The 26,574-nt window shown below is 67.2% G+C and carries 30 protein-coding genes, 1 pseudogene and 1 riboswitch; of the genes and pseudogenes, 17 read left to right on the forward strand and 14 right to left on the reverse strand.

The genetic code is table 11. The features are described 5' to 3' along the window. Positions 1–7 precede the first annotated feature (7 nt). Together L1787_RS06665 and L1787_RS06670 are read left to right on the forward strand one after the other, a co-directional pair. Entirely contained in the window at positions 8–1,534 is a 1,527-nt protein-coding gene (locus L1787_RS06665) for a tripartite tricarboxylate transporter permease (RefSeq protein WP_235707911.1), read from the forward strand. Between the two features lie 2 nt (positions 1,535–1,536). Continuing rightward, the gene (locus L1787_RS06670) at positions 1,537–2,004 is read left to right on the forward strand and encodes a RidA family protein (RefSeq protein WP_235707912.1); all 468 of its coding nucleotides are present in this window, start codon (positions 1,537–1,539) and stop codon (positions 2,002–2,004) included. Here the strand turns inward: L1787_RS06670 and L1787_RS06675 are convergent. Further along, entirely contained in the window at positions 2,001–2,921 is a 921-nt protein-coding gene (locus L1787_RS06675) for a LysR family transcriptional regulator (RefSeq protein ID WP_235707913.1), read from the reverse strand. The two genes, L1787_RS06670 and L1787_RS06675, sit on opposite strands and share 4 nt — an antisense overlap. Positions 2,922–3,085: 164 nt before the next feature. Between L1787_RS06675 and L1787_RS06680 the strand changes: the two genes are divergently transcribed. The 7 genes from L1787_RS06680 to L1787_RS06710 all read left to right on the forward strand — a co-directional run bounded on the left by L1787_RS06680 (position 3,086) and on the right by L1787_RS06710 (position 9,611). Continuing rightward, positions 3,086–4,129: an ABC transporter substrate-binding protein gene (locus L1787_RS06680; protein WP_235707914.1), complete on the forward strand. Its 1,044-nt coding sequence runs from the start codon at positions 3,086–3,088 to the stop codon at positions 4,127–4,129. Positions 4,130–4,131: 2 nt separating this feature from the next. Then, the gene (locus L1787_RS06685; RefSeq protein WP_235707915.1) at positions 4,132–4,923 is read left to right on the forward strand and encodes an SDR family NAD(P)-dependent oxidoreductase; all 792 of its coding nucleotides are present in this window, start codon (positions 4,132–4,134) and stop codon (positions 4,921–4,923) included. Then, on the forward strand, positions 4,920–6,338 hold the full coding sequence (allB, locus tag L1787_RS06690; protein ID WP_235707916.1) for an allantoinase AllB: 1,419 nt from the start codon (positions 4,920–4,922) through the stop codon (positions 6,336–6,338). The genes L1787_RS06685 and allB overlap by 4 nt, the downstream gene beginning before the upstream one ends. After that, entirely contained in the window at positions 6,335–7,204 is an 870-nt protein-coding gene (locus L1787_RS06695) for an ABC transporter ATP-binding protein (RefSeq protein ID WP_439648264.1), read from the forward strand. The genes allB and L1787_RS06695 overlap by 4 nt, the downstream gene beginning before the upstream one ends. Next, positions 7,197–7,958, forward strand: a complete 762-nt coding sequence (locus L1787_RS06700) for an ABC transporter permease (protein WP_235707917.1) — start codon at positions 7,197–7,199, stop codon at positions 7,956–7,958. The genes L1787_RS06695 and L1787_RS06700 overlap by 8 nt, the downstream gene beginning before the upstream one ends. Before the next feature lie 296 nt (positions 7,959–8,254). Further along, a complete protein-coding gene (locus L1787_RS06705) occupies positions 8,255–8,665 on the forward strand; it encodes a Fur family transcriptional regulator (protein ID WP_235707918.1) in 411 nt (136 codons plus the stop codon). Between the two features lie 4 nt (positions 8,666–8,669). Further along, entirely contained in the window at positions 8,670–9,611 is a 942-nt protein-coding gene (locus L1787_RS06710) for an alpha/beta fold hydrolase (protein WP_235707919.1), read from the forward strand. On the opposite strand, the gene L1787_RS06715 is transcribed toward L1787_RS06710, so the two are convergent. The 8 genes from L1787_RS06715 to L1787_RS06750 all read right to left on the reverse strand — a co-directional run bounded on the left by L1787_RS06715 (position 9,608) and on the right by L1787_RS06750 (position 15,058). Beyond that, positions 9,608–10,624: a metal ABC transporter substrate-binding protein gene (locus L1787_RS06715; RefSeq protein WP_235707920.1), complete on the reverse strand. Its 1,017-nt coding sequence runs from the start codon at positions 10,622–10,624 to the stop codon at positions 9,608–9,610. The two genes, L1787_RS06710 and L1787_RS06715, sit on opposite strands and share 4 nt — an antisense overlap. A gap of 152 nt (positions 10,625–10,776) precedes the next feature. After that, a complete protein-coding gene (locus L1787_RS06720) occupies positions 10,777–11,448 on the reverse strand; it encodes a DUF899 domain-containing protein (protein ID WP_235707921.1) in 672 nt (223 codons plus the stop codon). Next, positions 11,445–11,927, reverse strand: coding sequence for a VOC family protein (locus L1787_RS06725; RefSeq protein WP_235707922.1), 483 nt, complete (start codon positions 11,925–11,927; stop codon positions 11,445–11,447). Before L1787_RS06725 ends, L1787_RS06720 begins: the two co-directional genes overlap by 4 nt. Positions 11,928–11,938: 11 nt before the next feature. Further along, positions 11,939–12,409 (reverse strand): VOC family protein, encoded by a 471-nt coding sequence (locus tag L1787_RS06730; RefSeq protein ID WP_235707923.1) that lies wholly within the window; start codon positions 12,407–12,409, stop codon positions 11,939–11,941. Between the two features lie 24 nt (positions 12,410–12,433). After that, positions 12,434–12,898 carry an anthrone oxygenase family protein gene (locus L1787_RS06735; RefSeq protein WP_235707924.1) on the reverse strand — a complete coding sequence of 155 codons (465 nt, stop codon included), beginning with the start codon at positions 12,896–12,898 and terminating at the stop codon, positions 12,434–12,436. 16 nt (positions 12,899–12,914) lie between these two features. After that, a complete protein-coding gene (locus tag L1787_RS06740; RefSeq protein WP_235707925.1) occupies positions 12,915–13,337 on the reverse strand; it encodes a YciI family protein in 423 nt (140 codons plus the stop codon). 90 nt (positions 13,338–13,427) lie between these two features. After that, a complete protein-coding gene (locus L1787_RS06745; RefSeq protein WP_235707926.1) occupies positions 13,428–14,690 on the reverse strand; it encodes an RNA polymerase sigma factor in 1,263 nt (420 codons plus the stop codon). Continuing rightward, positions 14,687–15,058, reverse strand: coding sequence for a YciI family protein (locus tag L1787_RS06750; RefSeq protein WP_235707927.1), 372 nt, complete (start codon positions 15,056–15,058; stop codon positions 14,687–14,689). Before L1787_RS06750 ends, L1787_RS06745 begins: the two co-directional genes overlap by 4 nt. 154 nt (positions 15,059–15,212) lie before the next feature. Between L1787_RS06750 and L1787_RS06755 the strand changes: the two are divergent. Further along, positions 15,213–15,464 (forward strand): annotated as a pseudogene (locus tag L1787_RS06755) (isocitrate/isopropylmalate family dehydrogenase); the annotation flags it as partial. 279 nt (positions 15,465–15,743) lie between these two features. On the opposite strand, the gene L1787_RS06765 reads toward L1787_RS06755, so the two are convergent. Next, on the reverse strand, positions 15,744–15,980 hold the full coding sequence (locus L1787_RS06765) for an Lrp/AsnC ligand binding domain-containing protein (protein WP_108659474.1): 237 nt from the start codon (positions 15,978–15,980) through the stop codon (positions 15,744–15,746). A gap of 134 nt (positions 15,981–16,114) precedes the next feature. Next, positions 16,115–16,212, forward strand: a riboswitch (TPP riboswitch). Between L1787_RS06765 and L1787_RS06770 the strand changes: the two genes are divergently transcribed. The 6 genes from L1787_RS06770 (at position 16,200) to L1787_RS06795 (ending at position 21,170) form a co-directional block, all read left to right on the forward strand. Beyond that, complete coding sequence (locus L1787_RS06770) at positions 16,200–16,988, forward strand: hydroxyethylthiazole kinase (protein ID WP_235707928.1); 789 nt, start codon at positions 16,200–16,202, stop codon at positions 16,986–16,988. Its footprint overlaps the riboswitch before it by 13 nt. Beyond that, on the forward strand, positions 16,989–17,612 hold the full coding sequence (thiE, locus tag L1787_RS06775) for a thiamine phosphate synthase (protein ID WP_235707929.1): 624 nt from the start codon (positions 16,989–16,991) through the stop codon (positions 17,610–17,612). Continuing rightward, positions 17,609–18,400: a bifunctional hydroxymethylpyrimidine kinase/phosphomethylpyrimidine kinase gene (gene thiD, locus L1787_RS06780; RefSeq protein WP_235707930.1), complete on the forward strand. Its 792-nt coding sequence runs from the start codon at positions 17,609–17,611 to the stop codon at positions 18,398–18,400. The genes thiE and thiD overlap by 4 nt, the downstream gene beginning before the upstream one ends. Before the next feature lie 346 nt (positions 18,401–18,746). Next, the gene (locus L1787_RS06785) at positions 18,747–19,244 is read left to right on the forward strand and encodes a hypothetical protein (protein ID WP_235707931.1); all 498 of its coding nucleotides are present in this window, start codon (positions 18,747–18,749) and stop codon (positions 19,242–19,244) included. A gap of 61 nt (positions 19,245–19,305) precedes the next feature. Next, the gene (locus L1787_RS06790; protein WP_235707932.1) at positions 19,306–19,713 is read left to right on the forward strand and encodes a phage holin family protein; all 408 of its coding nucleotides are present in this window, start codon (positions 19,306–19,308) and stop codon (positions 19,711–19,713) included. Between the two features lie 311 nt (positions 19,714–20,024). Then, a complete protein-coding gene (locus tag L1787_RS06795) occupies positions 20,025–21,170 on the forward strand; it encodes a hypothetical protein (protein WP_235707933.1) in 1,146 nt (381 codons plus the stop codon). Positions 21,171–21,323: 153 nt separating this feature from the next. Here the strand turns inward: L1787_RS06795 and L1787_RS06800 are convergent, their stop codons facing one another. Continuing rightward, complete coding sequence (locus tag L1787_RS06800; RefSeq protein WP_235707934.1) at positions 21,324–22,547, reverse strand: Zn-dependent hydrolase; 1,224 nt, start codon at positions 22,545–22,547, stop codon at positions 21,324–21,326. Positions 22,548–22,870: 323 nt separating this feature from the next. Between L1787_RS06800 and L1787_RS06805 the strand changes: the two genes are divergently transcribed. Next, complete coding sequence (locus L1787_RS06805) at positions 22,871–24,283, forward strand: amidase (protein ID WP_235707935.1); 1,413 nt, start codon at positions 22,871–22,873, stop codon at positions 24,281–24,283. A gap of 55 nt (positions 24,284–24,338) precedes the next feature. Here L1787_RS06805 and L1787_RS06810 read toward each other — a convergent pair whose 3' ends face one another. From L1787_RS06810 to L1787_RS06820, 3 genes are all read right to left on the reverse strand, one after another. Next, positions 24,339–25,097, reverse strand: coding sequence for a 2-keto-4-pentenoate hydratase (locus L1787_RS06810; RefSeq protein WP_235707936.1), 759 nt, complete (start codon positions 25,095–25,097; stop codon positions 24,339–24,341). A 122-nt stretch (positions 25,098–25,219) separates the two neighbouring features. After that, positions 25,220–25,837: a TPM domain-containing protein gene (locus L1787_RS06815; RefSeq protein WP_235707937.1), complete on the reverse strand. Its 618-nt coding sequence runs from the start codon at positions 25,835–25,837 to the stop codon at positions 25,220–25,222. After that, the gene (locus L1787_RS06820) at positions 25,831–26,574 is read right to left on the reverse strand and encodes a TPM domain-containing protein (protein WP_235707938.1); all 744 of its coding nucleotides are present in this window, start codon (positions 26,572–26,574) and stop codon (positions 25,831–25,833) included. The genes L1787_RS06815 and L1787_RS06820 overlap by 7 nt, the downstream gene beginning before the upstream one ends.

A 26,574-nucleotide genomic window follows, 5' to 3' on the forward strand; every position in this document is an offset into this window, starting at 1 on the left:
CGCACTCATGGAAACTTTGACCTTCCTGGCCGCCGGATTCCAGGTGGCGCTGACGCCGACGAACCTCGCTCTTGCGCTGTTCGGCTGTTTCGCCGGCACGATCATCGGGTCGTTGCCCGGTCTCGGCCCCGTGAACGGCGTCGCGATCCTGATCCCGCTCGCCTTCTCGCTGCGCCTCGATCCGACATCGGCGCTGATCATGCTGAGCGCGGTCTATTATGGCGCGATGTATGGCGGGCGCATCTCGTCGATCATGCTGAACATTCCGGGCGACGAGCCCGCGATCATGACGACGCTCGACGGCTACCCGATGGCGCGAAAGGGAAAGGCGGCCGAAGCGCTCGCCATCTCGGGCGTCGCCTCCTTCATCGGCGCGACCTTCGCCACCGTCGGCCTCACCCTTTTCGCCCCGCTCCTTGCGAAGGCCGCGATCTATTTCGGCCCGGCCGACTATTTCGCGCTCTATGTCCTCGCCTTCGCGACCATCGGTGGCATATCCGGCGCCAATCCGATCAAGACGCTGCTCGCGGCCTGTCTCGGCCTGATGATCGGCACGGTGGGCCTCGATCCCGCGACGGGGACGGCGCGCTACACGCTCGGATCCTTCAACCTTTATGACGGCTTCGATCCGATCGTCGCCATCGTCGGCCTGTTCGCGATCTCCGAAGTTCTGATCCTCTTCGAGATGCATGTCGCCGGATCGGAGCCGATCAAGCGGCTCGGCCGGGTGATCCCGCGCTGGTCCGACTTGAAGCCGGGCTTCGGCGCGTCATTGCGCGGGTCCGTGGTGGGCTTCATCGCCGGCATTCTGCCGGGCGCGGGTGCCTCGCTCGGCGCGGTGATGTCCTATTCGGTCGAGAAGCGCATCTCGAACAAAGACGACACGTTCGGCAAGGGTGATCCGCGCGGTGTCGCGGCGCCGGAGGCCGGCAACAACGCGGCGAGCGGCGGCGCGCTGATCCCGATGCTGACGCTCGGCGTGCCGGGCTCGGGGACGACGGCGGTGATGCTCGCGATGCTCGTCTCACTGAACATCCAGCCGGGGCCGCTCCTCTTCCAGAACCAGCCGGAAATCGTCTGGGGCCTGATCGCCTCGCTCTATATCGCGAACTTCGTGCTCCTCGCCCTCAACATCCCGATGATCGGCATCTTCACGCGGATTCTCAGCCTGCCGCAGTGGTCGCTGATGCCGTTTGTGGTGATGGTGAGCTTTCTCGGCATCTACTCGATCAGCCACTCCTCGTTCGATCTTCTCGTGATGGTCGGCTTCGGTCTCCTCGGCTATCTCCTGCGCAAGCTCGACGTGTCGCTCGTGCCGGTCGTTCTGGGGCTTCTCCTCGGGGCGGACATGGAGAACAATCTGCGCCGGGCGCTGTCGATCTCCGACGGGAGTTTCGCGATCCTGGTGCAAAGCCCGATCTCGATCGGCCTTTATATCGTGACGATCCTCCTCCTCGCGACCGCCGCCGTGATGTCGCTGCGCGACCGCAAGCGGCGGCCGGCGGGCAGTGAGGTGCACACGCTGGAGGAATGAGGATGGGCCGGATCGACAGACGCATCGAGGCGCTCGGCATCGTTCTGCCGCAGCCCTGGACGCCGCGGGGCGACTTCCTGCCCTTCCGCAAAGAGGGGCGGCTCGTTCATCTCGCGGGCCAGATCTGCGAGTGGAACGGGGCGGTGACGTGCCATGGCCCGGTCGGACCGGGCGGCGTCTCGGTGGAGGAGGCCGCGAAGGCGGCGAGGGTCTGTGCGATCAATCTCCTCTTCACGCTGAAAGAGGCGTGCGGGGGCGATCTCGACCGCGTCGTGCAGGTCCAGCGCCTCGGCGGCTTCGTCGCGGCCACGATCGGCTTCAGCCAGAGCCCGCAGGTGATCAACGGCGCGTCTGCGGTGTTCATTGACGTGTTCGGCGAGGCGGGGCGCCACGCCCGCACCGCCGTCGCGGTCGCCGGCCTTCCGGTGAACGCGGCGGTCGAGGTCGACGCCATCGTGGTGGTCGATTAGCCGGCCGCCTCAGTCGGCGCGAAACGGGCGGTGAGGCTGCGAGCGATCTGATCGGCGAATTGCGCGGCCGCGACCGAGAGCGTCCGCCCCTTCAACTGCCGCAGCGTCAGGTGGCCCGGAATGAGGTCGCGCGGGTCGATCGGGATGCACACCGTCGGCCCTTCGGTCTCGGGCGCCGGCGCGCCGATCGGGATCTGCACGGTGATCGCGTCGGTGCAGGCGACATGGGCCTTCAGGAATTCAAACGAATTGCTTTCGAGTTGCGGCGCGATCGACAGCGATTTGCGCGCGAGTGAGCGCTCCAAGAGGCGGCGCCCCTCGAAGGTCTTCAGCGGAAGCGCGAGCGGGTAGGCGAGAAGATCGCGCAGGCGGATCGTGCCGCGCCCGGCGAGCGGATGCGTCGGCGCCATCACCGCGGCGACATTCTGCTCGACCGCGAGGACGACATCCGAGGCCGGAATGTCGTCGACCCCGTAAATGAGCGCGATATCGACCGCATAGTCGGCGAGCGCCTGCATCGCCGCGCCATGGTCGAGCACGCGCACATCGAACGTCACATAGGGAAAAGCGGCACGATAGCGGGCGATCTCCTCGGGCAGGAAATAGGGGGCGAGCGCCTGGCTGCAGGCGATCGGCACGTGCCCGCGGCGCACGCCCGACAGATCGCTGAGCCGCGATTTCAGCCGGTCGGTGTCGGCGAATTGTGTGCGGATATGGTGCAGCACCAATTCACCCGCCGCGTTGAGCCGCACCCCGTGCGACAGCCGCTCGAAGATCGGCATCCCCAGCTCGTCCTCGAACGCCTGGACGCGGCGTTGGATCGCCGAAGGCGTTTGCGCCAGCTCCTCCGCCGCGCGGCGGATCGATCCGGTCTTCGCGACGCGTTCGATGACGCGGAAAGTCGTCAGGTGACGCATGGGGTTAGGCCCCTGTGTAGCTTTTTCGGCAACGCCATAGCGCATAATTAGCAGAAGACAGCAACAGGCGAGGCCGCCAAGCTCCCACGACTGCAAGATCACCAGTCACGGCGTGCCCTTTGGTCCGATCCCGACCGCGCGCCACTTCGGCAAGGAGCTACGATATGCGCCTCACGCGACGCCATCTCCTCAAGAGCTCGGCCGCGGCCGGCCTCCTCGGCGCGACGGGGTTGAGCCCCGCTTTCGCCGCCGATCCGACCCGCCTCAAGATGATCCTCAACTGGCGCTATCAGGGCCCGCAGGCGTGGTTCTTCCTCGCCGCCGATCAGGGCTATTTCGAGGACGGTGGCCTCGATCTGGTCATGGATCAGGGGAACGGCTCGGGCGCTGCGGTCGGTCAGGTCGCCTCGGGCGCCTACGATGTCGGCTTCGGCGACGTGAACGCCCTCATCCAACTCGCCGCGACGAAGCCGGACGAGGCGCCGATCTGCGTCTATCAGATCTACAACACCCCGCCCTTCACCGTCGCCGTCCTGACCGACAGCGGCATCGAGACCGCGAAGGATCTCGAAGGCAAGACGCTCGGCGGGGCCGCCAATGACGGCGCGCTGAAGCTGTGGCCCGCGTTCACGAAGATCGCCGGGATCGACGCATCGGGCGTCGAGATCGTGAACTTCGCCCCCAACCTTCGCGAGCAGATGCTGAAGGGCGGACAGGTCGACGGTGTGTTCGGCTACGTCAACACGATCCGCTTCTCCGCCAAGCTCTCCGGCATGGATCCCGACAAGGACATCCGTTTCATCAACTATTCCGATTACGGGATGGATCTTTATTCCAACGGAATCATGGTCTCGAAGGCGCTCGCCGAATCGAACCCCGAGGCGGTGCGCGCCCTGGTGCGCGGCGTCAACAAAGGGATCGTCGACGTCATGAAGGACTATGACGCCGGTATTGCCGCCGTCGCGTCCCGCGAGCCGCTGATCAACAAGGCGATCGAGAAGGAGCGCCTTCTCGCCACCATCGAAGACGAGATGGCGCACGGCGAGATCGAGACGGTGAGCCTCGGCAATATCGATCCCGAGCGGATGAAGCGGGCGATCGAGATCGTCGTCGAGGCGAACGACCTGCCGCGCACGCCGACCGTCGACGAGATCTTCACCGATGCCTTTCTCCCGCCCGAGAACGAGCGGATTTACGAGCTGATCTGATCATGGATTTGAAGATGAACGGGCAGGTCGCGGTCGTCACCGGGCCTGCCAAGGGGATGGGCGCCGCGATCACCCGCGCCTTTGCCGAAGAGGGCGTCGATCTCGCCCTCTTCGGACGCGACACGGGGGCGATCGAACCGGTCGCCGAGGCGTGCCGAGCGATGGGGCGCGCGGTCGAGATCGTCGCCTGCGACGTCACCGACGCTGCCATGGTCGAGGCCGGGATCGCCCGCGTTTTCGAGCGGTTCGGCCGGATCGACATTCTCGTCAATGTCGCGGGCGGAACGGGGCCGATCGGCAAGAGCGGCATCGAAACGACGCCGGAGGAGTTCGACGAGATCGTCAGCCTCAATGTCGGCGGTCCCTTCCACATGATCCGTGCCATCGCGCCGATCATGCAGCGTCAGCGTTATGGCAAGATCGTCAATGTCGGCGGCACGTTCGGGATGCGCGGCAAGGCGGGCAGGCTGTCTTATTCGAGCTCGAAATGGGGCCTGCGCGGCCTCACCAAGAGCTTCGCGCTCGAACTCGGTCCCGACAATATCAACGTCAATTGCGTCGCGCCCGGCATGGTGGCCGGGCCACGCTTCCACACCAAGGTCGTGCCCGAAATGGCCGCGCGCCTCGGCATCACCGAAGAGGAAGCGGCGCAGCGCCACGCCGACGACTACGCCCTGAAGCGCGTGTCGACCGATGAGGACATCGCCGCGGCGACCCTCTTCCTCGCCTCCGACGTCTCCCGCCAGATCACCGGCGTCGACCTTCCGGTCGACGGAGGATGGGCCGCTTTATGATCGATCTCGTTCTCACTGGCGGCACCGTCGTCTCAGAAGGAGCCGAGGATGTCGCGGACGTCGCGATCGACGGGGGCCGCATCGTGGCCGTCGGCGCGCCCGGGACGATGCCGGCCGCACGCGAGGTGGTCGACGTCACCGGCCACCACCTTCTGCCCGGCGCGATCGATGTTCACGTCCATTTCCGCGAGCCTGGTTACACCCACAAGGAAGACTGGGCGACGGGGACGGCGGCGGCCGCGATGGGCGGCGTCACCACCGTGTTCGAGATGCCGAACACCGATCCGCCGACGCGATCGGTCGCCGAGCTGCGCGCCAAGCAGAGGGCGGCGGACAAGGCGATCGTCGATTTCGGCCTCTATGGGCTCCTCGCCGAGGACAATATTGGCGAGCTCGAAGCGCTCGCCGCGGCAGGGGCGAACGCCTTCAAATGCTTCATGGGCAACACCTTCGGCAATCTTCCCTCGCCCTCGACGGGGGCGATGCTCGAAGGTTTCGAGATCGCGGCGAAGACGGGGCTGCGCGTCTCGCTTCATGCCGAGACGGCCTCGATCATGGCCTGGCGGCAAGCCCGGCTCGAGGCGGCGGGCCACAATGATCCACTCTCCCACATCGCCGCGCGGCCCGAGATCGTCGCGATCGAGGCGGTGAGCCGGGCCGCCGTCCTCGCCGAGTGGACGGGCGCGCGGGTTCATATCCTCCACATCTCTTCGGCCGGAGAGCTGCGGCCGCTCGCGGAGGCGAAGGCGCGCGGCGTCGACATCACCGGCGAGACCTGCCCCTGTTATCTCCACTTCACCACCGCCGATTATGACCGGCTCGGCAGCGTCATCCGCGTCAACCCGCCAGTGCGTGAGGCGAAGGACGCGGCCGCGATCTGGGATGCGCTGCAATCGGGCGTCGTCGACATGATCGCCACCGACCACGCGCCCCATACGCCGGAGGAGAAGATCAATCCGGTGATCTGGAAGGCCGATTGCGGCTTTCCGGGCGTCGAGACGCAGATGCCTCTGATGCTCACCGAGGTCGCGAAGGGGCGGATGAGCCTGTCCCATTATGTGCGCATTGCCGCGGCGAACCCCGCGCGCGCCTTCGGGTTGTGGCCGCAAAAGGGCCGCATCGCGCCGGGCGCGGATGCCGACATCGCGGTCGTCGACATGACGCGGCGCGAGACGATCGCCGCCGCGCGGCTCCATTCGCGCGGCAAGATCACCCCATATGAGGGGCAGGAGACCATCGGCGCCCCGGTCCACACCCTCGTGCGCGGCGTCTTCGTCCAGAAGGACCGCACTCTGGTCGCGGGCCGGGAAGGGCACGGGCGGCAGGTCACCGATATCCAGCGGATGCCGGACGCCGCACCACGCCATGAGGATCAGAGCCTTGCGGCGATCCTCGGCACGGCGGCAGCGGCATGAGCGCGGCCGCCGCCATCGCCCCGAACACCGTCAATGACGGGGTGACGATGCCCCCGCTCGTCCAGCTCGACGGCGTCGGCGTCACCTATGGGCGCGGCGAGAAGGAGACGGAGGCGCTTCAGCCGACGAACCTCAAGGTGGCGGCGGGGGATTTCGTCGCCCTCGTCGGCCCGTCCGGTTGCGGCAAGTCGACGATCCTGAAGCTCGTCGCCGAGCTGTTGCGGCCGAGCGCCGGGCGCATTCTCTTCGCCGGGCGCGAGCTCGGGGCCAACCCGGCGCGTGTCGGGATGGCGTTTCAATCCTCGACGCTGCTGCCTTGGAAGACGATCCGGGCGAACGTGATGCTGCCGCTCAAGATCGTCCAACCCTTCCGGGCGGACTATCGGGCGAAGCGCAACGGCGAATATCGCGAGCGGGTCGACGAGCTTTTGGAGCATGTCGGGCTGATCGACTTTGCCGACAGCTATCCCTGGCAGCTCTCCGGCGGCATGCAGCAACGCGCGAATCTCTGCCGGGCGCTCGTTCACGAGCCGGACCTTCTCCTCCTCGACGAGCCGTTCGGCGCGCTCGACCAGTTCACCCGCGAGGAGCTGTGGTCGACGATGCAGGATCTTTGGATGGAGAAGCGCTCCACCGTCCTTCTCGTCACCCACGACCTTCGGGAGGCGGCTTATCTCGCGAGCCGCATCTGCGTGATGAGCCCGCGCCCGGGCCGCATTCTGGAGGATCGGACGGTGCCCTTCGCCCGGCCGCGTCATCTCGATCTCACCTTCGAGCCGGCCTTCACCGAACTCGTCCAGGATCTGCGGGCCAAGATCGTCCGCACGCCGACGGGCCGCATCACACGGGAGAAGGCCGATGTCTGAGGTCGTCCGCCGGAAGCTCTATTCCGCCATCCTGATCGTCGGCGTGTTCGTCGTCTGGGAGCTGTGTTGCCGGATCTTCGATATCTCCGATCTCGTGCTGCCGCGGCCGACCCAGATCTGGGCGACCCTCGTCGAGTATGCGCCGGCGATCGCGCCCCATGCCTATCAGACGCTCTACACGACGCTGGTCGGCTTCGCCTTCGGCGTGATGATCGGCCTGTCGCTCGGGGTTCTGATCGGCTCCTCGCGGCTCGCGTTCGACACGGCCTATCCGCTCCTCGTCGGCATCTCGTCGATCCCCAAGGTCGCGGTCGTGCCGATCTTCGTGCTCTGGTTCGGGGCGGGCACGGTCCCGGCCATCCTGACGGCGATGATCATCTGCATCTTCCCGATCGTCGTGAACGTCGCGACCGGCATCGCGACCGTCGAGCCGGAGCTCGAAGACGTGATGCGCTCGATGAAGGCCTCCAAGCTCGACATCCTCTGGAATGTCGGTCTGCCGCGGGCGATGCCTTATTTCTTCGCCTCGCTGAAGGTGGCGATCACGCTCGCTTTCGTCGGCTCGGTCATCGCCGAGACGGTCGCCTCCAACCGGGGGATCGGCAACATGATGATCATCGCATCGTCGTCCTTCAACGTGCCTTTGGTCTTCTCCGGGCTCGCGGTCTTGTCGGTGCTCGGCGTCTCGCTCTACGTGATCTTCTCGCTCGTCGAGCGGCGGGTCACCGGGTGGGCGTTGCGCAAGTCTGGCTGAAGCGCCGACCCTTTCCTATATTTCCCGGCAATGACGGCAGACCCGGCGCGCACGCTCGCGCGGGGTCTGTGGGCATTTCGCGCGGCCGGCCCATGATGCTGGAAATTCGCCGCCGATTGGGGAATTCTCGGCAAAGCCCATGAGGCTCTTGGAACGGTGGCAGGGAGGCGTTCGCGCATCGCACGTTGGTCATCGCACGATGTGAGGTCGACCACGCCCATGCCAACGAACCGAGCGCAATGCCATTTCCGCGAGCCGGCGCGCTCCGTCCGGCCGGGCTCGATGGCTGAGGGTGGATGATGAAGCGATCCCGCGTATCCTCGCGAAATCACGAGCATGTCTATCGGGTGCTGCAGTCCGCGAAGGGGCCGATGAGCGCCTATCAGGTGCTCGACCAGGTGCGGGAGCATGGGATCTCCGCGCCGCCGACGGTGTACCGCGCGCTCGATTATCTGGTCGACCAGGGGCAGGTGCACCGCCTCGAATCGATCAACGCCTATGTCGCGTGCCGCGATCCGAAGCACGTCCACACCGTGCCCGTCTTCGCGATCTGTGCCGATTGTGGCGGGATCGACGAGTTGCCCGGCGTCGGCGTCCTCACCGCGCTGGAGGCCCAGGCGCAGGGGATCGGCTTTGTGATGGAGGGGGCGACGGTCGAGATCAAAGGCCGCTGTGCGGCCTGTGCGGGCGAAAACGAGGACGCGTGAGACGATGAGCGACCACTTTATCGCCAAGGGAGATCAGCGCGACGCGTCGATCCGCGCGCCGGGCGAGACGGTCGTCACCTGGCGCGTCAACGGCAAGCCGGTGCCGATCGGCATCACGCGGGACGGCGAGGGGCCGACCGCCCTGTTGCTGCCGGCGCTCAGCTCGATTTCGACGCGCCAGGAGATGGCCGACCTCCAGGCCCGTCTTGCGCCCCATTATGCGACGGTGAGTGTCGACTGGCCGGGCTTCGGGAGGCTGCCGCGCCCGTTCATCGATTGGACGCCCGTGATGTTCGACGGGTTCGTCGAGTTCGTCCTGCGCGAAGTGGCGCCCGCGCCCCACCTCGTGGTCGCTGCGGGGCATGGGGCAGGCTATGTCGCGCGCGCCTTCCTGCGGCACCCACGGCTCGCCGAGCGGGTGATCATCGTCGCCCCGACCTGGCGCGGGCCGCTGCCCACGATGATGAAGGGCCAGCGCCCTTGGTTTGCGAAGCTGCGCCGGACGATGGACCGGCCGCGGGTCGGATCGCTGCTCTACAGAGCGAACATGAGCGCCGCCATCATCCGCAAGATGGTGCGCGAGCACGTCTATGAGGATCCGGCTTTTCTGACGCCGGAGCGCTTTGCCCAGAAACGGGCGGTCACGCTCGAAGAGGGCGCGCGCCACGGCACGGCGCGCTTCGTCACCGGAGGGCTCGACCCGTTCACCCGGCGCGAGGACATGCTGTCCGCGCTCGGCGCCTTCGAGGGCACGCTCGAGATCGTCTATGGCGCGTCGACGCCGAAAGGGTCGAAGGCCGAGATCGAGGCGATGACGGCTCTTCCCGCCGTCGAGGCTCATCCGCTCCCCCACGGCAAGCTCCTCCTGCACGAGGAGTTCGCCGCGGAGGTGGCGGACATCGTCCTTGCCGAAGCGGCCACCGGCGAGGACGGCAGAGCGCGTTAGTCCGCGGCGAGGGCCGTCGTCAGCGTCTCGGCGTTGTGGCGGAACATGCCGAGATAGGTCGGCGCCTCGCCGTCCGGCCCGGAGAGCGCGTCGGAAAAGAGCGAGCCGCCGATGCTGGCGCCGGTCTCCCGCGCGATCTGTTCCAGAACGCGGTTGTCGGCGATATTTTCGATGAAGAAGGCGCCGATATCCTCCGCGCGGATCTCCGAGATGATCGCGGCGATCTCGGCGGCCGACACCTCGCCGTCGGTGGAGAGCCCCTCCGGCGCGAGGAAGGTGATGCCGTAGGCGTCTTCGAAATAGCCGAACGCCTCGTGCGAGGTGACCACTTTGCGGCGATCCTCGGGAAGGGCCTCGATCGCGGCGCGCACCTCGGCGTCGAGCGCTTCGATCCGGGCGACATAATCTTCGGCGCGCTGGCGGTAGAGGGCCGCATTGTCGGGATCGGCGGCCTCGAGCGCCTCTGCGATATTCTGCGCGTAGATCACCCCGTTGGCGAGATTTTGCCAGGCGTGGGGGTCGAAATCGCCGTGGTGGTGGTCGCCGTGCGCGGCTTCGTCATGGCCGTCATGGTCAGGGTCGTGGTCGTGGTCGTCATCGTGCGCGTGATCGTCGTGGTCCGCGTCAGTCTCCGCATCGTGGTCGCCCTCGCCGGCGTCCCATGCGCGGGGCGTGACGCCGCGGCTTGCGACGATCTCCGTGCCGGAGAATTCAGCGGCGGCGACGAGGCGGGGCAGCCAACCCTCGAAGTCGAGCCCGTTGATGACGAGAATATCGGCGCCCATCATCGTCTTCGCATCGGAGGGGGTCGGCTCGAACACGTGCGCGTCGCCGCCGGGGCCGACGAGGGACGTCACCTCGACCGCATCGCCGCCGATCTCCTTCGCCATGTCGGCGAGGATCGAAAAGCTCGTCACCACGCGAAGCGGGTCGTCGGCCTGGCTCGGGCCGGTTGCGGCGATCGTGAGCGCGAGGCCCGAAAGGGCCGCGGTCAGCGGACGGCGAAACAGCATCGTCTGTCCTTCCTCTTCAAGTCAAAGCGGCCGCCGGGCGGCCTTCGCCGATCGCTGTATGATATACTATAACACTTTGTCGAGTCCCCCATGGACGCAAACGAGCGCCGCGCGGGTGGCGCGGCGCTCGGTCCTGCGGCGCGGAACGGATGTCAGGCCGAGGGATACTCGTCGTGAAGGCGCCACCAGACGAAAGGCGGCGTCTGTGCGACCCATTCGGGGGATTCCTCCCACGTCTCCTGCCGGCCGAGCGGGGTGAGATCGAGGAGCGTCCAGACGGTGCCGAGCGTTTCGACGCCGCGATCGGTGGTGAAATAGGTGCGGTAGATCGCGCCGCCGTCCCGGATGAAGACGTTGAGGCCGAAACTATGCTCGCCGCCCACCCCGTTGTCGGCGAAGAAGTCGTCCTGCGTCTCATACCAGGGGACGGACCAGCCCATCCGTGTGCGGAAAGCGAGGATCTCGTCGATCGGCGCGCGCGAGACGAGAACGAGGCTCGTGTCGCGCTGATGAAGGTGGGCGAGGTGGGGAAGCTGGTCGACCACCATCGAGCAGCCGGAGCAGGGGGAGGGATCCTGCGGCCGCAACATGTGATGATAGACTATGAGCTGCCGCCGCCCGTCGAAGAGGCCGTCGAGGTCGGTGCGCCCCTCCGGCCCGATGAAGCTGTAGGACTTCGTGACGCGCTGCCAGGGCATACGCCGTCGCTTGGCGGCGAGCGCGTCCTGTGCCTGCGTCATCGCCTTTTCCTCCGCGCGGAGCTTGTCGTGCGCGGCCTCCCATTCGGCCGGCGTGAGGGTCGCTTGATGCGGTTCGCTCGTCATGATGCGGCTTCCTGCGTTTCGCCCCGGAAGGCGGCCTCGATCGCCGCGATGTCGATCTTCACCATCGTCATCATCGCATCCATGGCGCGCTTGGCGGCGGCGCGATCGGGGTCGGTGAGGCGGTCGATCATGATCTTCGGGACGACCTGCCAGGAGACCCCGAAGCGGTCCTTCAGCCAGCCGCATTGGCTCTCATTTCCGCCGCCTTCGAGGAGCGCGGTCCAAAGGCGGTCGGTCTCGGCCTGGTCCTCGGTGGAGACCACGATGGAGGCCGCCTCGCTCTGCGGAAATTGCGGCCCCCCGTTCAGCGCCATGAAGGGTGTGCCGGCGAGGGTGAAGGTGACGACGAGGGCGGGGCCGCCGGGCTCCGGCCGCATGATGTCGGTGATCTCGCTGTCCGGGACGAGCGAGACGTAGAAGCGGGCGGCTTCCTCGCCGTCATTGTCGAACCAGAGGCAGGTGCTGATCTTGCGGTTCATCGTGGCCTCCCTCACTGCGCGAAGGCGGCGGCGGCCGCGTTCTGCATCTCCGACTCCGACATCGGCTTGCCGGGGGTGGAGATGCTCCATTGGTGGCCGAACGGATCTTCGACGACGCCGAAGCGATCGCCCCAGAACATGTCCTCCACCGGCATGATGAGCTTCGCACCGGCGCTCACGGCCTTCGCCGCCGCCTCGTCCGCGTTCGCGACGACGAGGTGGATCGACACGGTCGTCCCCTTGAGGGAGGTCGGGGCGTGGACGCTGCTGCACGCCTCGTCCGCGACCATCACGGACGAGCCGTTGATCGACAGGCATCCGTGCAGCAGTCCGCCGTCGGGGCGGGGCAGGACGATCATCTCCTCCGCGCCGAACGCGGCCTTGTAGAAGGCGATCGCCGCCATTCCGTCGTTGACGATGAGGTGCGGGGTGACGCTGTGAACGTTGCGCCCGCTGGTGATGTCATAATCGGTCTCGGTCATGATGGCGGTCCTTGCGGCTGCGGATCATCGCGCCGCGAATGAGAGGATGAAGAACACCGTCGCGAGGAGGCAGGCGACGGTGCGAATATGGTTGAGCGCGGTCCATCGGCGTCGGTAGGTCGCCCAGAAGGGGGCCGCGTCGGGGGCCGTTCCGTCGATACGGTCGAGCCGGTCATTGAGGGGGACGTTCCCCGCGATGGTGATGAGCGTCGCGGCGAGATAGGCGATCGCACCGGCGCCGGTGGTGCCGAGCGGCGCCGCGCCCAAGAGAGCCGCCACGAGAAGCGCCAGCGAAATCACCGCGGTGCCGAGAAAGACGCCGAGAAAGAGCGCATTCTGGATCACGCGGTTGATCGCCTGCATCGCCGCGATCCCGCCCGCTGGCGGAAGGGTGGCGAAGGCGCCCATGACGGCGACGGAGAAGACGAAGAAGGTTCCCGCCATCAAGGCGGCGCCGAGGGCGGCGATCAGTGTGACGAGGGGAACCATCGGTCTCTCCGTTCGCTCATTCCGATTGGATGGCGGCGCGCATCCGTGCGTCCCGTTCGCGGATCTCCGGCGTCACCATCTCGCCGAAATCCTCCAACGTGTAGAAGGGGCGGATCTCGATGTCGGACGGGCCTTCGTGTGGGTTCGGGCAGCGTTTCACCCAGGCGACGGCGTCCTCCATCGAGGCGACCTCCCAGATCCAGAAGCCGGCGATAAGCTCCTTCGTTTCGGCGAACGGCCCGTCGGTCACGGTCCGCTCTGCGCCGTCAAAATGGACGCGGATGCCGGTGGAGCTCGGCTTGAGTCCGTCGCCGCTCAGCATGATGCCAGCGGCGACCAGCTCTTCATTGAAGCGACCCATCGCCTCGAGCAGCTCGCTCGAGGGAAGGGTGCCCGCTTCGGAAGCCTCATTGGCTTTCACGATGACCATCACACGCATTGTCGTTTCCTCGCTGTAGCGCGTTCTGCGAACGCATCGCTTAGAAGACGTGCGGGGAACGGCGGCCCCGACAAAGATCGAAAAATTTTTTTACGGTTCGGCGATTCCGGCCATCGCGTCGAGCGAATCGAGTTCGGCACGGATGTGCGCGGCCTCCGCCGAGGTGCCGGCGAGGGCGATGGCGCGGACGAATGCTTCGCGCGCGGCCTCACGGCGACCGAGCGCCTTGAGGACTGCACCGCGCGCGCCGTGAAAATAGAAATAGGCGTCGAGCTCGCCCGCGAGCGGGTCCATCAGTTCGAGCGCCGCCTCGCCGCCCCGCGCCTTGAAGACCGCGACCGCGCGGTTGAGGCGGATGACGGGGGAGGGGCGCATCATTTCGAGCGCCTCATAAAGGTGTTCGATCTCGCTCCAGTTCGTCGCGGCGGCCTCGGGGGCTCTCGCGTGGGTCGCGGCGATCGCGGCCTGGATCTGGTAGGGGCCGAGATCTCCGGCCGCGAAAGCTCTGACGACGCGTGCGATCCCTTCCTCGATCTCTCCGCGGTCCCACAGGCTGCGATCCTGTGCGTCGAGGAGGACGATCGCGCCGTCGGCGTCGAACCGGGCGGGGGCGCGGGCGTGGGTGAGGAGCATTAAGGCGAGGAGGCCTTCGAGTTCCGGCTCGTCCGGATAGAGGCTGAGAAGGAGCCGGGCGAGGCGGATCGCTTCACGCGCCAGCGGGGCGCGCGCACCGGCCTCCGCGACGCCGGTGGTGTAGCCTTCATTGAACATCAGATAGACAACGCTCGACACCGCGCCGAGCCGCCTTGCGCGCTCGCTCGGGCCGGGCGGCGCGAACGGAATGTCGGCCTTCGCGATCGTCCGCTTGGCGCGGGTGATGCGCTGTTCCATCGCCGCCTCGCCGACCAGGAAGGCCCGCGCGATCTGGCCGACCGAGAGACCGCACACGATGCGCAGAGCAAGCGCGATCTGCCGCGTTGCCGGAAGTTCGGGATCGCAGCAGACGAAGAGGAGGCGCAGGATATCGTCCCGATAGTCGCGCGCGTCGATCCGCTCGGCCGCCCCGTCCTCGACATCGGAAAGGTCGGAGAGGTCCGCCTCGTCGGGAAGCGGGGCCTCGCGCGCGCGGCGGCGGGCGGCGTCCACCCCGGCATTACGGCCGACCATGATGAGCCAGGCGGCGGGCCGTTGGGGCGGCCCCTCGGCGGGCCAGCGGGTGAGCGCCTTGAGGCTCGCCTCCTGGAAGGCCTCCTCGGCGATATCGAGATCGCGGAAATAGCGCAGCAGAGCGGCGACGACGCGCGGCCGAACCCCCGCGAGAACCGAGGCCATCCACTCCGCGCTGACGCTCATGGCGTGAGCGCTCCGGGTTTGAAGATCTGCATGGGCCGGATCTCGTAGGCGCCACCGGGATTGGCGGCGCTGAGCGCCTTCGCGATGTCCTGCGCCGCCTCCTGCGTCTCGCAGTCGATCACATAAAAGCCGAGGAGCTGTTCTTTCGTTTCCGCGAACGGTCCGTCATGGACCATCGGATCCACCTCGCCGGACCGCACCGTGCGGGCCGTCTGTGTCGGGAGGAGGCGGACGACGGGGCCGAGCCGCCCCTCGGCGAGGAGCTCGCCGTGCACGACATCGAGCTTGGCGAGGACGGCGTCGTCCTCGGCCTTGGTCCACGTCATGACGGTCGCTTCGTCGTGGTAGCACATGATTGCAAAGAGCATTGGCGTTCCCTTCCTGTGAACGACGTTCGGGAACGGCGCGTCCCGACACGGCCCGTCTTTTTTCGCATCAATAGGGAGTGGGCGCGGCGGAGCAAGAGACTTCGCGCGGCGGGCGCCGGTCGGTGGTCACCGTCCCGCCGCCATGCTTTTTGGCCAGCGGCTCGACGAGGTCGCCAATCTGCGGCCGATGAAGATCCTGCCCGGCATCACCACGCCTCTGTGCGGCGGCGGGGGATCTCGACTGGGTCATCGTGCGGGAGAATTCGGAAGGGGAATATTTTGGCGCGGGCGGGCGCGTCCATCGCGGGATGCCGGAGGAGGGCGCGACGGAGATGTCGCTTTTCACCCGCATTGGGTCGAGCGGGTCATGCGCGAGGCCTTCCGGCTCGCCGAGGGAAAGGCCAAGGGGCCGCTGATGCAAGCGATCGAGCGGGTCTGCGCAGCGTCGATCCTCACGCCCGATCGCGGCGGAACGGCGACGGCGAAGGATGCTACCGACGCGATATGACGGGCGATTCGCGGCGACGATCGCCTCGCAGCTTAGGCGGAGGCTGCGCTGTTCGTTTTCGCGACCGGCGGCGGCCGGCCGGAATTTTGCGATCGGCGCGCGCCAGCCGGCGGATTTCGATCGGCGCCCGCCAGCCGGCGGTTTTCGATCAGCGCCCGCCAGCCGGCGGGCTGTGGTCTAGAAGGCCTTGAAGGTGATGATGGTCTTCGTGTCGAGGATGCCGGGGACGGCGTGAACCTTCTCATTCACGAAGTGGCCGATATCGCTGTCGCGATCGACATAAAACTTCACGAGGAGATCATAGTCGCCTGCGGTGGAATAGATCTCGGACGCGATCTCCGCATCGGCCAGGGCGTTCGCCACCTCGTAGGCGCGACCGAGCTGCGCTTTGATCAGCACGAAAAATGGCGTCATGACGTCCTCCTCCCGCCACTAGAAGCGCAAAGCGAGGCGCGCCACAAGCCCGCGCGGCCGCCTTGCCGCATCCGGTCGCATGTGGGCAGTCGGGATTGCCACATTTCCCTTTCGCGAACGGCACACTAGATTGGGGTTTTCCAAGGGGGTGCCTGCGGGCTGAGAGGCGCGATGCCGACCCCATGAACCTGATCCGGGTCATTCCGGCGGAGGGATTGGATGAACGATCTGAAGCACGAAGCCGCGTCCCGAACGGCCCACACCGAATCGGCCGCGCCCGACATCGCGGTCGATATCGCCGCGGTTGGCACCCGCATCGCCGCCGCCATCGACCGCCTCGCCGAGGCGCGGCCCCGCGTTCACGCGCTGGTCGCGCCCGTCGCGCAGCCGTTCGTGGCGAACGTCGCGACCGCGGCCGGCATCGACATCTCGATGACCGTCGACGCCGACGAGGTCGGCACCATGGCGGCTCACTCCGACGCGCTCCTCGTCAATCTCGGCATGATGGACAAGGCCCGGCGGGAGGGGGCTGTCGCGGCCGTCGCGTCGGGATGCCCCTTCGTGCTCGACCCGGTGAAGGTCGACCGCTCGCCCAAGCGGCTCGAATTCGCGCTGCGCCTCGCCGACGAATCGCCCCGTATCGTCAAAGGCAATCGCCGCGAGATGGAGGCGCTCGGCGCCCTGCGCCCCTCGATCGTGACGGCGACCACCGGCCCCGTCGACCGCGTCGCCGGGGAAGGGCGCTCTGTCTCGCTCGCCAACGGCACCCGCCTTCTCGACAAGGTGATCGCCACCGGCTGCGCCGCGGGCGCGCTGACGGCGGCGATGATCGCGGTGGAGGACGATCCGTTCGTCGCCTCCCTCGCAGCCCTCGCGCTGATGTCGGTCTCGGCCGAAATCGCGGCCGAGGAGGCGAAGGGGCCGGGCTCCTTCGCGGTCCACCTTCTCGACACCCTCGCCATGATCGACGGCGAGACGATCCTTTCCCGCTTGCGGCTCGAAACCTGAATGCTTGATCTTTCCGTCTATCTCATCCTCGGCCCCGACGTTCCGAACCCGGTCGATCTCGTCCGCAAGGCCACCGCCGGCGGTGTCGGCCTCATCCAGTGGCGCGACAAGGGGGCCTCGACCGCCGATCAGGTGGCTGCGGTCCGCGCCCTCGTCGCCGCGACCTCGGTCCCGATCCTCGTCAACGACCGGGCGGACGTCGCCGTCGCGGCGGGAGCGGCCGGCGTCCATGTCGGGCACGGCGATCTGACACCGCACGAGGCGCGGATGATCGTCGGCGACCGGGCGATCGTCGGGCTCACCATCCACTCCCTCGAGGAGGCGGCGGCGGCGGACGGCGCGCCGATCGACTACGGTTCGGTGGGCGGCGTCTTCGAGACGACGAGCAAGCACAATCCGAACCCGCCGATCGGCCTCGACGGCTTCACCGCGATCGCCGAGCGGCTGCGGGCGGCGCATCGGATGCCGATCTGCGCGATCGCAGGCATCACCACCGACCGGGCGCGCACGCTCGCGAAGGCGGGCGCCGACGGCGTTGCCGTGATGAGCGCCATCACCAAGGCCGACGACCCCGAGGCCGCCGCCGCGACGCTGCGCCGGGCGGTGGAGGAGGGGCGGCGATGATCGCGCTCACCATCGCGGGCTCCGATTCCGGCGGCGGCGCCGGTATCCAGGCCGACATCAAGACCTTCTCCGCGCTCGGCGTCTATGGCGCGAGCGTGATCACCGCGATCACCGCGCAGAACACGCTCGGCGTCAGCGCCATCCATTCGATCCCGGTCGACATGGTGGAAGCCCAATTCGACGCGGTGATCGGCGATCTCGACGTGAAGGCGATCAAGATCGGCATGCTCGCCGATCCGGCGGTGATCGCGCTCCTTGCAAAGAAGCTCGACGGGATCGGTATCCCGGTGGTGCTCGATCCGGTGATGGTCGCGGCCTCCGGCCACCGTCTCGTCCCGGAAGAGACGGTGAGCGCGCTCTGTGACGCGCTGATCCCGCTCGCGACCCTGATCACGCCGAATATCCCCGAAGCCGCCGTCCTCCTCGGCGAGGCGGAGGCGGACGGGCTCGACATGATGAGGGCGCAGGCCCATCGCCTCGCCGCGCTCGGCCCCGCGGTCCTCCTCAAAGGCGGGCATATGAGCGGCGAGGCGGCCGATGTTTTCGAGACCGAAGACGGGGTCGAAACGCTGACGTCGCCGCGCGTTGCAACGCGCAACACGCACGGGACGGGATGCACCCTGTCGAGTGCGATCGCGGCATCGCTGGCCAAGGGGATGACGCTTCCCGAAGCGGTTCGGGCCGGGAAGACCTATATTTCCGGTGCGATCGCGGCCGCGGACCGATTGTCGATCGGCAAGGGTCACGGCCCGGTGCATCATTTTCACGCTTTGTGGAACGACGACTGACCGGGCGCAAAGGCTGACCCCTCTCGAATGGGGTTCACATAAATTTCGCCGACCGAACGCGCTGCGCCGATGTTGCCGCGCGAGGGCGGCGTTTTATGTTACGTAGAGCAAAGAATCTTGCGCCGTCTCATGAAACGAGAAGCGGAACTCCGTCCTATCAAGGGACGTTCATAGCATAACAGACGGCGATTTCTGATCCGAGGGAGCAAGCCGATGCACAGTCTGATTTACCTGGTCGGCCTCGTTGTTGTCGTCCTTTTCGTTCTGAACCTGCTCGGATTTGCCTAAATCTGCCGGCATTTGATGCAGCACGATAACTTAGGTTCGAGTTTGGAAGGGATACAGCATGTCGGTCAAAGACAATATCGATCGCGAAACCAAAGCGGCGAAAGAAAAAATCGACGAGGCGGCCGAAACCGTGCGCGATTCCGCTGAACATGCGGGCGCGGACGTCAAGAACGCAGCGCACGCCTATGCCGAAGAAGGCAAGAAATACGCAGCGTCCCACATCTCCACCTTCGCAAGCGCCGTCCGGCGGGCGAGCGACGAGCTGTCGGAACGCGACCAAGGCATCGCCGCGCGGGTGGTGACCGAGGCCGCCGACGGGCTCGAACAGGTGGCCAATTCGATCTCGAACAAGAGCGTCGACGAAATGGTCGTCTCGGTCGAGCGCTTCGCGCGCCGCAACCCGAGCGCCTTCGTCATCGGAACCGTGCTCGCGGGCGTCGCGCTCGGCCGGTTCGCAAAGTCGAGTTCCGACCGCGCGGCGTCGGAGCGCGAGGAGCCGGAGGACACGATGCGGAACCGGCCAACCGTGGGTCCGTCCAACCCTACGAGCCTGTGAGGCGAGCCTTATGACCCACGATCCACATCGCCCCGAGCGCCCCAGTCCCCTGGCGGAATCGATGGCGCATTCCCGCTCGATCCCCGAACTCCTGACAAAGCTGTTCCGCGACATCACGGACCTCTTCCGCAAGGAAGGGGAGCTCATCCGCTCCGAGTTGAACGACAAGATCACCCAGCTTCAGATCGGCGTCGGAAAAATTGCCGCGGGAGCGATCACCATCCTCGTCGCGTTGATCGTACTGGCGGACGCCTTGGTCATCGCCGTCGCGGAAATCATCGGCTCTGTGCCCGCGTCCGAGAACAACACCGGATGGGCTGCCCTCATCGTGGGCGGCGTCTTCGCCGCGATCGGGGCCTTTTTGGTCCGCAGCGGAACGACGGATCTCAAGGTCGAGAACATCACCCCCGACCGGACCGCGCTCCAGCTACGGCGTGATGCCGAGATGGCGAAGGAGCAAATGCGATGAACCGCACGACGACGCAAATTGAACGCGAGGTCGAAGCGCAACGTTATGAGGTGGAGGAGACCTTGGAAGCTCTTCGCACGAAATTGTCCACGGGACAGATCATCGACAGTGTTTCGCGCTCCTTGATGGGCGCGGGTCGCGAAGGAAATGAATTTGTGAGCAATCTTGGCAGACAGGTGAAAGAAAACCCGCTTCCGATCGCATTGACCGGGATCGGGCTCGCGTGGCTCCTGATGCGTCAGGGGTCGAAAAGCGAATCTGCGCCGAGCATGCCGTCGCGAGCGCAGGTGTCGGGAACGGCGCGGCGTTCGGTGGAAGGAGCCCGGCGCGAGGCGGTCTATGCTTATGACCGCGCCCGCTATGCGGCCGACGAAGCGCGCCATGGCGCGAAGTATGCGGTCGATCGCTTGAAGCAGGGCGTCTACGACGTCCGCCGGACCGGCGTGGCGGCTGCGGGCACGGCCTATGACCAGGCCCGCTTCGCCGCCGACGAGGCCCGTCATGGTGCCGAATATGCCGCCGAGCAGCTGAAGTCGGGCGCCTACGCGGCGAAAGCCTCCGCCTCGGGCTATGCGCACAACGCCTACGACCATGCCGCGTTCGCGGCGGACGAGGCCAAGCACGGCCTGCGTCATGCCGCCGAGCGGCTGAAGGCGGGTGCCTATAGCGCGAGCGAGACCGGCCAGCAGGCGGCGGCGACGGCCTACGATCAGGCGAAATTCGCCGCCGACGAGGCCAAGCACGGCCTCGATTATGCCGCCGAGCAGCTGAAGTCGGGCGCCTATGCGGCGTCGGGTTATGCCTCGGGCGCGGCCCAGTCGGCTTATGACCGGGCCCGTTTCGCGGCCGACGAGGCCCGCCATGGCGCGCGTTATGCGGTCGACCGGCTGAAAGAGGGCGCTTACGCGGTCCAGGACACGGCGTCGAGCACGGCCGATGTGCTGTACGACCACGTCCTCCTCGCGGCCGACGAGGCGCGGCACGGCGCGCAATATGTGAGCGAGCAGCTCAAGGCGGGCGCCTACGCGGTGGGTGACGCGGCGAGCTACGCGTATGACCATGCACGCGATGCCGCCTATGATGCGGCCCACGCCGCGCGCCACGCTTCGCGGCGTGCCCGCCGAGGCATCGTCGATTTCGTCACCGAGGAGCCGCTGATCGCGGCCGCCATCGGTGTCGCTGTCGGTGCCGCGATCGGGGCGGCGATCCCGTCCACGCGGCGTGAGGACGAGCTGATGGGCCGCTATCGCGACAACCTTCGCGATGACGCCTACGACTATGCCGCCGATCAGGTCGATCGGGCAGGCCGGGTTGCCGAGCGCGTCCTCGCCGAGGCCGAATCCACCGCCGAAGAGGAGGGGCTTATGCCTTCCGACAACGGCAAGACCGTCGCCGACAAGGCGGAGAAGGTGGTAAAGTCGGCCAAGAACGCGGCGAAGGAAGAAGCAAAGACCTGACCGAGCCGGGTCGTCCGCGCCGCACTTGGCGTGAAGCGGAAACAGGGGCGCATCTGCGCCCCTTTTCTGTGTCCGGGCGAGGCTGTTGTCCGGCCGAGACCGTGTGCGGGCGAGCCTCGACCGGCTCGCGCGACAACCGAACCGGCGACAGGCCTAAGTGCGGTCGGCGCGCGACAGCACCGCCTCGAAGAGGACGTTTGCCGCCGCGATCGTCTCCGCGCGGGGCACGTCTTCGCCCTCATTGTGGCTGATCCCGTCGATCGTGGGGCTCAACAGCATTGCGGTCGGCGCGACGCGGCTCAAATAATAGGCGTCGTGCCCGGCCTCGCTCTTCATCTCCTTCGCCGGAACGCCTTGCCGCGCCGCCGCTGTTCGCAGGAGCGCGACAAGCGAAGGATCGAAGCGCTCGTCACCATAGGTCCAGCGGTTCACGATCTCCGGCTCGACACGGGCCCGGCGCGCCCCCTCGGCGATCGCGTGCATCACCTCCTCGAGCATCCTCGCGCTCACCGCCTTGTCGGCATGGCGCACATCGAGGGTGAGCTCGGCGAAATCGGACAGAATGCCCGGCTTGTTCGGCCAGGCGGTGAGGCGGGCGACGGTCGCTTTGCCGATCGGCGCATAGCGGTGGCCGATCTCATCGACCAAGGCGGCGACGCGCGCCGCGCCGACGAGGGCGTTGCGCCGCTGCGCCATCGGCGTCGGTCCGGTGTGCGCCGTCTCGCCGCGAAACCGGACGACGAGCCCTTCGACCGCAAATCCGCCGGTGACGAGGCCGACGGTGTTTCCCTCGTCCCAAAGCGCCGGGCCTTGCTCGATATGGAGCTCGAAATAGGCGTCGACCGGCTTTCCGACGGGCGCTGCGCCGAGATAGCCGATCGCCTCCAGCGCGTCGCGAAGCACGATCCCGTCATCGTCGACACGGCCGTGCAACCATTCGATCGGGTGGACGCCGGCGAAGACGGCCGAGGCCATCATCGGCGGGGAGAAACGGGCGCCTTCCTCGTTCGTCCAGTTCACCACCTCGATCGGCCGCGCCGGAACGTGCCCCCGATCGCGCAAGGTGCGCAGGATCTCGAGCCCGGCGAGTACGCCGAGGACGCCGTCGAACCGGCCGCCGGCGACTTGCGTGTCGAGGTGGCTGCCGACGAGGATCGGCGGCGCCTCCGTCGCGCCGTCGAGGCGCAGAAACATATTGCCGGACTGGTCGATGGTGGTCGCGAGCCCGGCCGCGTCGCCCCAGGCGCGGAGCTGATCGCGCATCGCTCCGTCTTCGGCCGTGAGCGCGAGACGCTTCAGTCCGCCCCAGAGGCCGGGGCCGATCTCGGCCGACCGCATCAGCGTCTGCCAGAGGCGATCACCGTCGATATGCGTCATGAGGCGGTCCGTAGCGCGGAGGAGACTGCGGCGAGCCTATCGCGGACGGCTTTGTGTTTGAACCGGCAGCGACCGCCGCAACCCCGCTTCGCGCTGCGGCAAGGATCGGGACGGGCGGCGTTCGCTCCGGTTCGGTTCGGGATCGTTCTCGTGCCGAAGTGCGAACCTTCGGGCGTCACACCTCCCATCGGCGTGAACCTTTATGTCGCGTGGGGCGTTTCTACCGGCGGTGCGCCGTTCTGTCGGCAACCGCAGCGCGTCGCCGTTCGATCATCCCCGCGCCGGACATGCGCTCCGGCCGCCACGCAATATGAGCTGAACCCGTGATCAAAATCGACCTCGAAGAGGCCTGGCAGCTCGATGCGTCCGCGCTCCTCGTCGCCTATGCCGCCGGCACGCTCGACCCCCTCGGCGTGTTCGATCTTTACTTGTCGCGGATCGAGCGGCTCGACCCGACTTTGAACGCCTTCGTCGCGCTCTCGCCGACGGCGCGCTCGGAGGCGGAGGCGTCGGCGGAGCGTTGGCGGCAGAGCATGCCGATCGGCCCGCTCGACGGGGTGCCGGTCGCAGTGAAGGACAATCTCGCCGTCGCGGGCATGCCGGCGACCTTCGGCAGCGGTCTTTATGCCGACTATGTGCCGGAGGCGGACGAATTGCCGATCAAGCGGCTTCGCGACGCCGGTGCGATCGTCATCGGGAAGACCAACACGCCGGAGTTCGCGGTCGAGGGATTTACGCACAATGCGCTCTTCGGAACGACGCGCAATCCGTGGAACCCGGAGCTGACGCCGGGCGGGTCGAGCGGCGGATCCGTCGCGGCCGTCGCGGCGGGGCTCGCGCCGATCGCCGTCGGGACCGACGGGGGCGGCTCGGCGCGCCGGCCGGCCGGCTATACCGGCCTCGTCGGCCTCAAGCCCGGCATCGGCCATGTGCCGCGTGCCGACGGGCTGCCGCAGGTTCTTCTCGATTTCGAGGTCGTCGGCACCTTCGCGCGCACCGTGCGCGATATCGCGCTGCTCGACCGCGTGTTCGCGGGCGCGGACCGGGCCGACCCGTCCTCGCGGCGCGGGCCGCTCACGCAGCCGGGCGATGGTCCGCTGAAAATCCTCTATGTCGAACGGCTCGACGGCAATGTGTGCGACGGCGAGATCCTCACCGCCGTGCGCAAGGCGGCGGACGTCTTCGGCCGGATGGGCCACACGGTGATGGACGGGGAGCTTCCGGTCGACACCAAGGCGCTCGCCGATGTCTGGCCGATGATCTGCGATATCGGCCTGTCGCGCATCCTCGCGACGGAGCCGACAATGCGCGAGCGGGCGGCGGAGAAATATATCGGCATGGCCGAGCGGGGGGCGTCGATCCCGGCGAGCGATCTCCTCGGCATCTGGGAGACGGTCTGGCGCATCCGCCGAGAGGTGTCGGAGCTGTTCGCGAGTGTCGATCTCGTCTTGATGCCGAGTTGCGCGGCAATGCCGTGGGCGGCGGACGTTCCGTTCCCGACCGAGATCGACGGCACGGCGGTCGGCCCACGCGGCCATGCCGTCTATACCGGGTGGGTGAATGCGGCGGGTCATCCCGCGATCGCGCTGCCGTGCGCGGTGCCGGAGGGCGCGCTTCCGGTCGGCTTCCAGATCATCGGCGATCTCGGGACCGAGCCGCTTCTGCTCTCCCTCGCCGCCGCCTATGAGGAGGCCGCGTCCTGGCACGAGGTCTGGCCGGCACTCGCCAAGAGCTGACGCGCCAGAGGTCGGGGACGGTGGCGGCGCGTCGGTGCGCCGCCAAAAAATCGGCTCAGACGTAAGTCGTCTCGACCCCGCCGAGGCCTGCGACCCAGCCTTCGATCTTTGTGCCGGGTTCGACGAACAGCATGCCGCTCAGCGATCCGGTCGTCACGATCTGTCCGACCTGGAAGCCGCCGCAATGGTTGCCGACATATTGGGCGAAGGTGACGAAGGTCGCGTAAGCGTCCCCGCCCGGCACCTTCTGGCGGCCCGAGCACACGACCTCGCCATTGAAGCTGAGGCGCACCTCGGGCGTCGAGAAATCGACCTCGGCGTCGGGCGTTTCGGGGTTGGCCCAGACGAAGCCGCCATTCAACTGATTGTCCGCCATCTTCACGGCGTCCGGCAGCTCGGTGAAATTCTCGAAGCGGCCGTCGACGAGCTCGATCGCCACCACCGGCCGGACGCACTCGCGCGCGGCGACGGCGAAGTTCGGCGCGTCGACCGGCGGCAACGGCTTTTCGAGCCGGAAGGCGATCTCGAGTTCGACGCCGCATTTGATGAGTTCGGATTGGGAGAAGGGCCCACCATTGCCACGCACGACATCGTCGAAGATCGGGGCGGCGAGGGGCGGGGTGTCCCCGCTCTTGGGGCCGGCCTTCCACGCTCCGGCCGGTCCGCACGCGTCGCAGACGAGCTGCTGCACCGCGTTGATGGTGTCGCGGTCCATGTCGGCGAAGGGCGAGGCGGACTGAAACGGCGCGGGCAATCCGGTTTCGCGCGCCGTGATCAGGATATCGGCGAGGTTTCGTGCGGTGTCATTCTGCATGCGTCTCTCCCAGCGCCGGCGCTCCGGCGTCACCTTCGGTCCGCGTGTTCGCCGGGACCGGCTTATTCCGTGTTCTAGCGATATCGCGGCCGCAAGTCGCCGCGGATCGCCGTCTCTCCCCGTCAGATGACGACGAGCGTGTTCGGCAGATGATCCGCCACCCCGCCCGGATCGGGCGGCACGTGTTCGGCGAGGATCGTCCCCGCTTCGCCGATCGCCTCCACCAGTCCCTCTGTCAACGCGCCCGCCTTCAGTTGCAGGATGAGGCGTTCGATGAGCGCCTCCCACGTCTCTTCCGAGACCGCCTCGTAGATCGCCCGGTCGGCGACGATCTCGGCATGATGCTCGAAGAGGGAGACGAAGATCAGAACTCCCGTCCGGTTCGGCGTCGCGTGGATGTTGTGGGCGAGGAAGAGGTCGACCGCCTTGAGATGGGCCCGTGCCCGCCTCACCGCGCGCGGCACGAGGTGGATCCGCAAGGACGAGAATTGCGAGAGCGGCAACAGCACGAGCGCGGTGAGGAGCTGGGTGAGGACAAGCGTCGGCGCGCTCGTCTCGCCGAGCACCAGGAGGACGGTCGGCACGGTCAACGCGGCGAGAAGCGCCCAGATCGCTGGATAGAGCCGATAATCGTCGCTCTGCCCTGCGACGACGCAGAAGATTTCGCCCGCGGTCGTCGCCTCCGCCGCCCGGATCGCATCCGCGACCGCGGCGTGGTCGGCTGCGTTGGCGCTCACCATGAGCCGGACGCGCCTCCGCCGCCGAACGAGCCGCCGCCACCGCGAAAACCGCCGCCGCCGCGGAAGCCGCCGGAGCGTCGGCCGCCGATCGGATAATGGACGATGCCGCCGCGCCGTCCACCACGCGTGAGGCCGCCGCCGGGACCGCTATTGGAACGGATGATCAAGTACATGATGAAGCCGAACACCAGAATGTTGATGGCGATGACGATGAGACCCTCGACGCTCTCGGTCTCGTCCGCCGGTTTCGGCAGGTCGATCGGATCGCCGTCGAGGACTGTCAGGATCGCCGAGGTGCCGGCCTCCACGCCCCGCGGGAGGTCGTTGTCGCGAAAGGCGGGCAGGATCGCCGAATCGATGATCGCTCGCGACTGCGCGTCGGTGAGGGTGCCTTCGAGCCCGTAACCGACCTCGATGCGCACCTTCCGATCGTTGGGGGCGACGATGAGGAGGACGCCGTTATCCTCCTCCGTGCCGATCTTCCAGGCCCGGCCGAGGCGGTAGCCATAATCGGCGATATCGTAGCCTTCGAGATCGGGGATGGTCGCGACGACGACCTGGTTGCTCGTCGCCGTCTCGTGCGCCTCGAGGCGGGCGGTGAGGGCGGCTCTGACGTCGGGGGGAAGGATGTTCGCCGCGTCGACGACACGGCCCGAAAGAGGCGGAAAGGTCTGCGCGAACGCCGCCGCCGCGAGGACCAGGAGAAGAAGAAGCGCGGGGACGAGGACCCGCGCCAA

It is taken from the genome of Acuticoccus kalidii (genome assembly GCF_021556395.1).
GTDB lineage: Bacteria > Pseudomonadota > Alphaproteobacteria > Rhizobiales > Amorphaceae > Acuticoccus > Acuticoccus kalidii.

Coding starts and splice junctions, on each gene's coding strand:
- L1787_RS06710 (WP_235707919.1), top strand. CDS start 8,670: ATGAGCGACCACTTTATCGCCAAGGGAGATCAGCGCGACGCGTCGATC.
- thiD (WP_235707930.1), top strand. CDS start 17,609: ATGATCGCGCTCACCATCGCGGGCTCCGATTCCGGCGGCGGCGCCGGT.
- L1787_RS06765 (WP_108659474.1), bottom strand. CDS start 15,980: ATGACGCCATTTTTCGTGCTGATCAAAGCGCAGCTCGGTCGCGCCTAC.
- L1787_RS06815 (WP_235707937.1), bottom strand. CDS start 25,837: ATGGTGAGCGCCAACGCAGCCGACCACGCCGCGGTCGCGGATGCGATC.
- thiE (WP_235707929.1), top strand. CDS start 16,989: ATGCTTGATCTTTCCGTCTATCTCATCCTCGGCCCCGACGTTCCGAAC.
- L1787_RS06750 (WP_235707927.1), bottom strand. CDS start 15,058: ATGCTCTTTGCAATCATGTGCTACCACGACGAAGCGACCGTCATGACG.
- L1787_RS06800 (WP_235707934.1), bottom strand. CDS start 22,547: ATGACGCATATCGACGGTGATCGCCTCTGGCAGACGCTGATGCGGTCG.
- L1787_RS06670 (WP_235707912.1), top strand. CDS start 1,537: ATGGGCCGGATCGACAGACGCATCGAGGCGCTCGGCATCGTTCTGCCG.
- L1787_RS06735 (WP_235707924.1), bottom strand. CDS start 12,898: ATGGTTCCCCTCGTCACACTGATCGCCGCCCTCGGCGCCGCCTTGATG.
- L1787_RS06700 (WP_235707917.1), top strand. CDS start 7,197: ATGTCTGAGGTCGTCCGCCGGAAGCTCTATTCCGCCATCCTGATCGTC.
- L1787_RS06730 (WP_235707923.1), bottom strand. CDS start 12,409: ATGACCGAGACCGATTATGACATCACCAGCGGGCGCAACGTTCACAGC.
- L1787_RS06665 (WP_235707911.1), top strand. CDS start 8: ATGGAAACTTTGACCTTCCTGGCCGCCGGATTCCAGGTGGCGCTGACG.
- L1787_RS06695 (WP_439648264.1), top strand. CDS start 6,335: ATGAGCGCGGCCGCCGCCATCGCCCCGAACACCGTCAATGACGGGGTG.
- L1787_RS06705 (WP_235707918.1), top strand. CDS start 8,255: ATGATGAAGCGATCCCGCGTATCCTCGCGAAATCACGAGCATGTCTAT.
- L1787_RS06715 (WP_235707920.1), bottom strand. CDS start 10,624: ATGCTGTTTCGCCGTCCGCTGACCGCGGCCCTTTCGGGCCTCGCGCTC.
- L1787_RS06785 (WP_235707931.1), top strand. CDS start 18,747: ATGTCGGTCAAAGACAATATCGATCGCGAAACCAAAGCGGCGAAAGAA.
- L1787_RS06790 (WP_235707932.1), top strand. CDS start 19,306: ATGGCGCATTCCCGCTCGATCCCCGAACTCCTGACAAAGCTGTTCCGC.
- L1787_RS06770 (WP_235707928.1), top strand. CDS start 16,200: ATGAACGATCTGAAGCACGAAGCCGCGTCCCGAACGGCCCACACCGAA.
- allB (WP_235707916.1), top strand. CDS start 4,920: ATGATCGATCTCGTTCTCACTGGCGGCACCGTCGTCTCAGAAGGAGCC.
- L1787_RS06810 (WP_235707936.1), bottom strand. CDS start 25,097: ATGCAGAATGACACCGCACGAAACCTCGCCGATATCCTGATCACGGCG.
- L1787_RS06685 (WP_235707915.1), top strand. CDS start 4,132: ATGGATTTGAAGATGAACGGGCAGGTCGCGGTCGTCACCGGGCCTGCC.
- L1787_RS06675 (WP_235707913.1), bottom strand. CDS start 2,921: ATGCGTCACCTGACGACTTTCCGCGTCATCGAACGCGTCGCGAAGACC.
- L1787_RS06725 (WP_235707922.1), bottom strand. CDS start 11,927: ATGAACCGCAAGATCAGCACCTGCCTCTGGTTCGACAATGACGGCGAG.
- L1787_RS06740 (WP_235707925.1), bottom strand. CDS start 13,337: ATGCGTGTGATGGTCATCGTGAAAGCCAATGAGGCTTCCGAAGCGGGC.
- L1787_RS06745 (WP_235707926.1), bottom strand. CDS start 14,690: ATGAGCGTCAGCGCGGAGTGGATGGCCTCGGTTCTCGCGGGGGTTCGG.
- L1787_RS06720 (WP_235707921.1), bottom strand. CDS start 11,448: ATGACGAGCGAACCGCATCAAGCGACCCTCACGCCGGCCGAATGGGAG.
- L1787_RS06680 (WP_235707914.1), top strand. CDS start 3,086: ATGCGCCTCACGCGACGCCATCTCCTCAAGAGCTCGGCCGCGGCCGGC.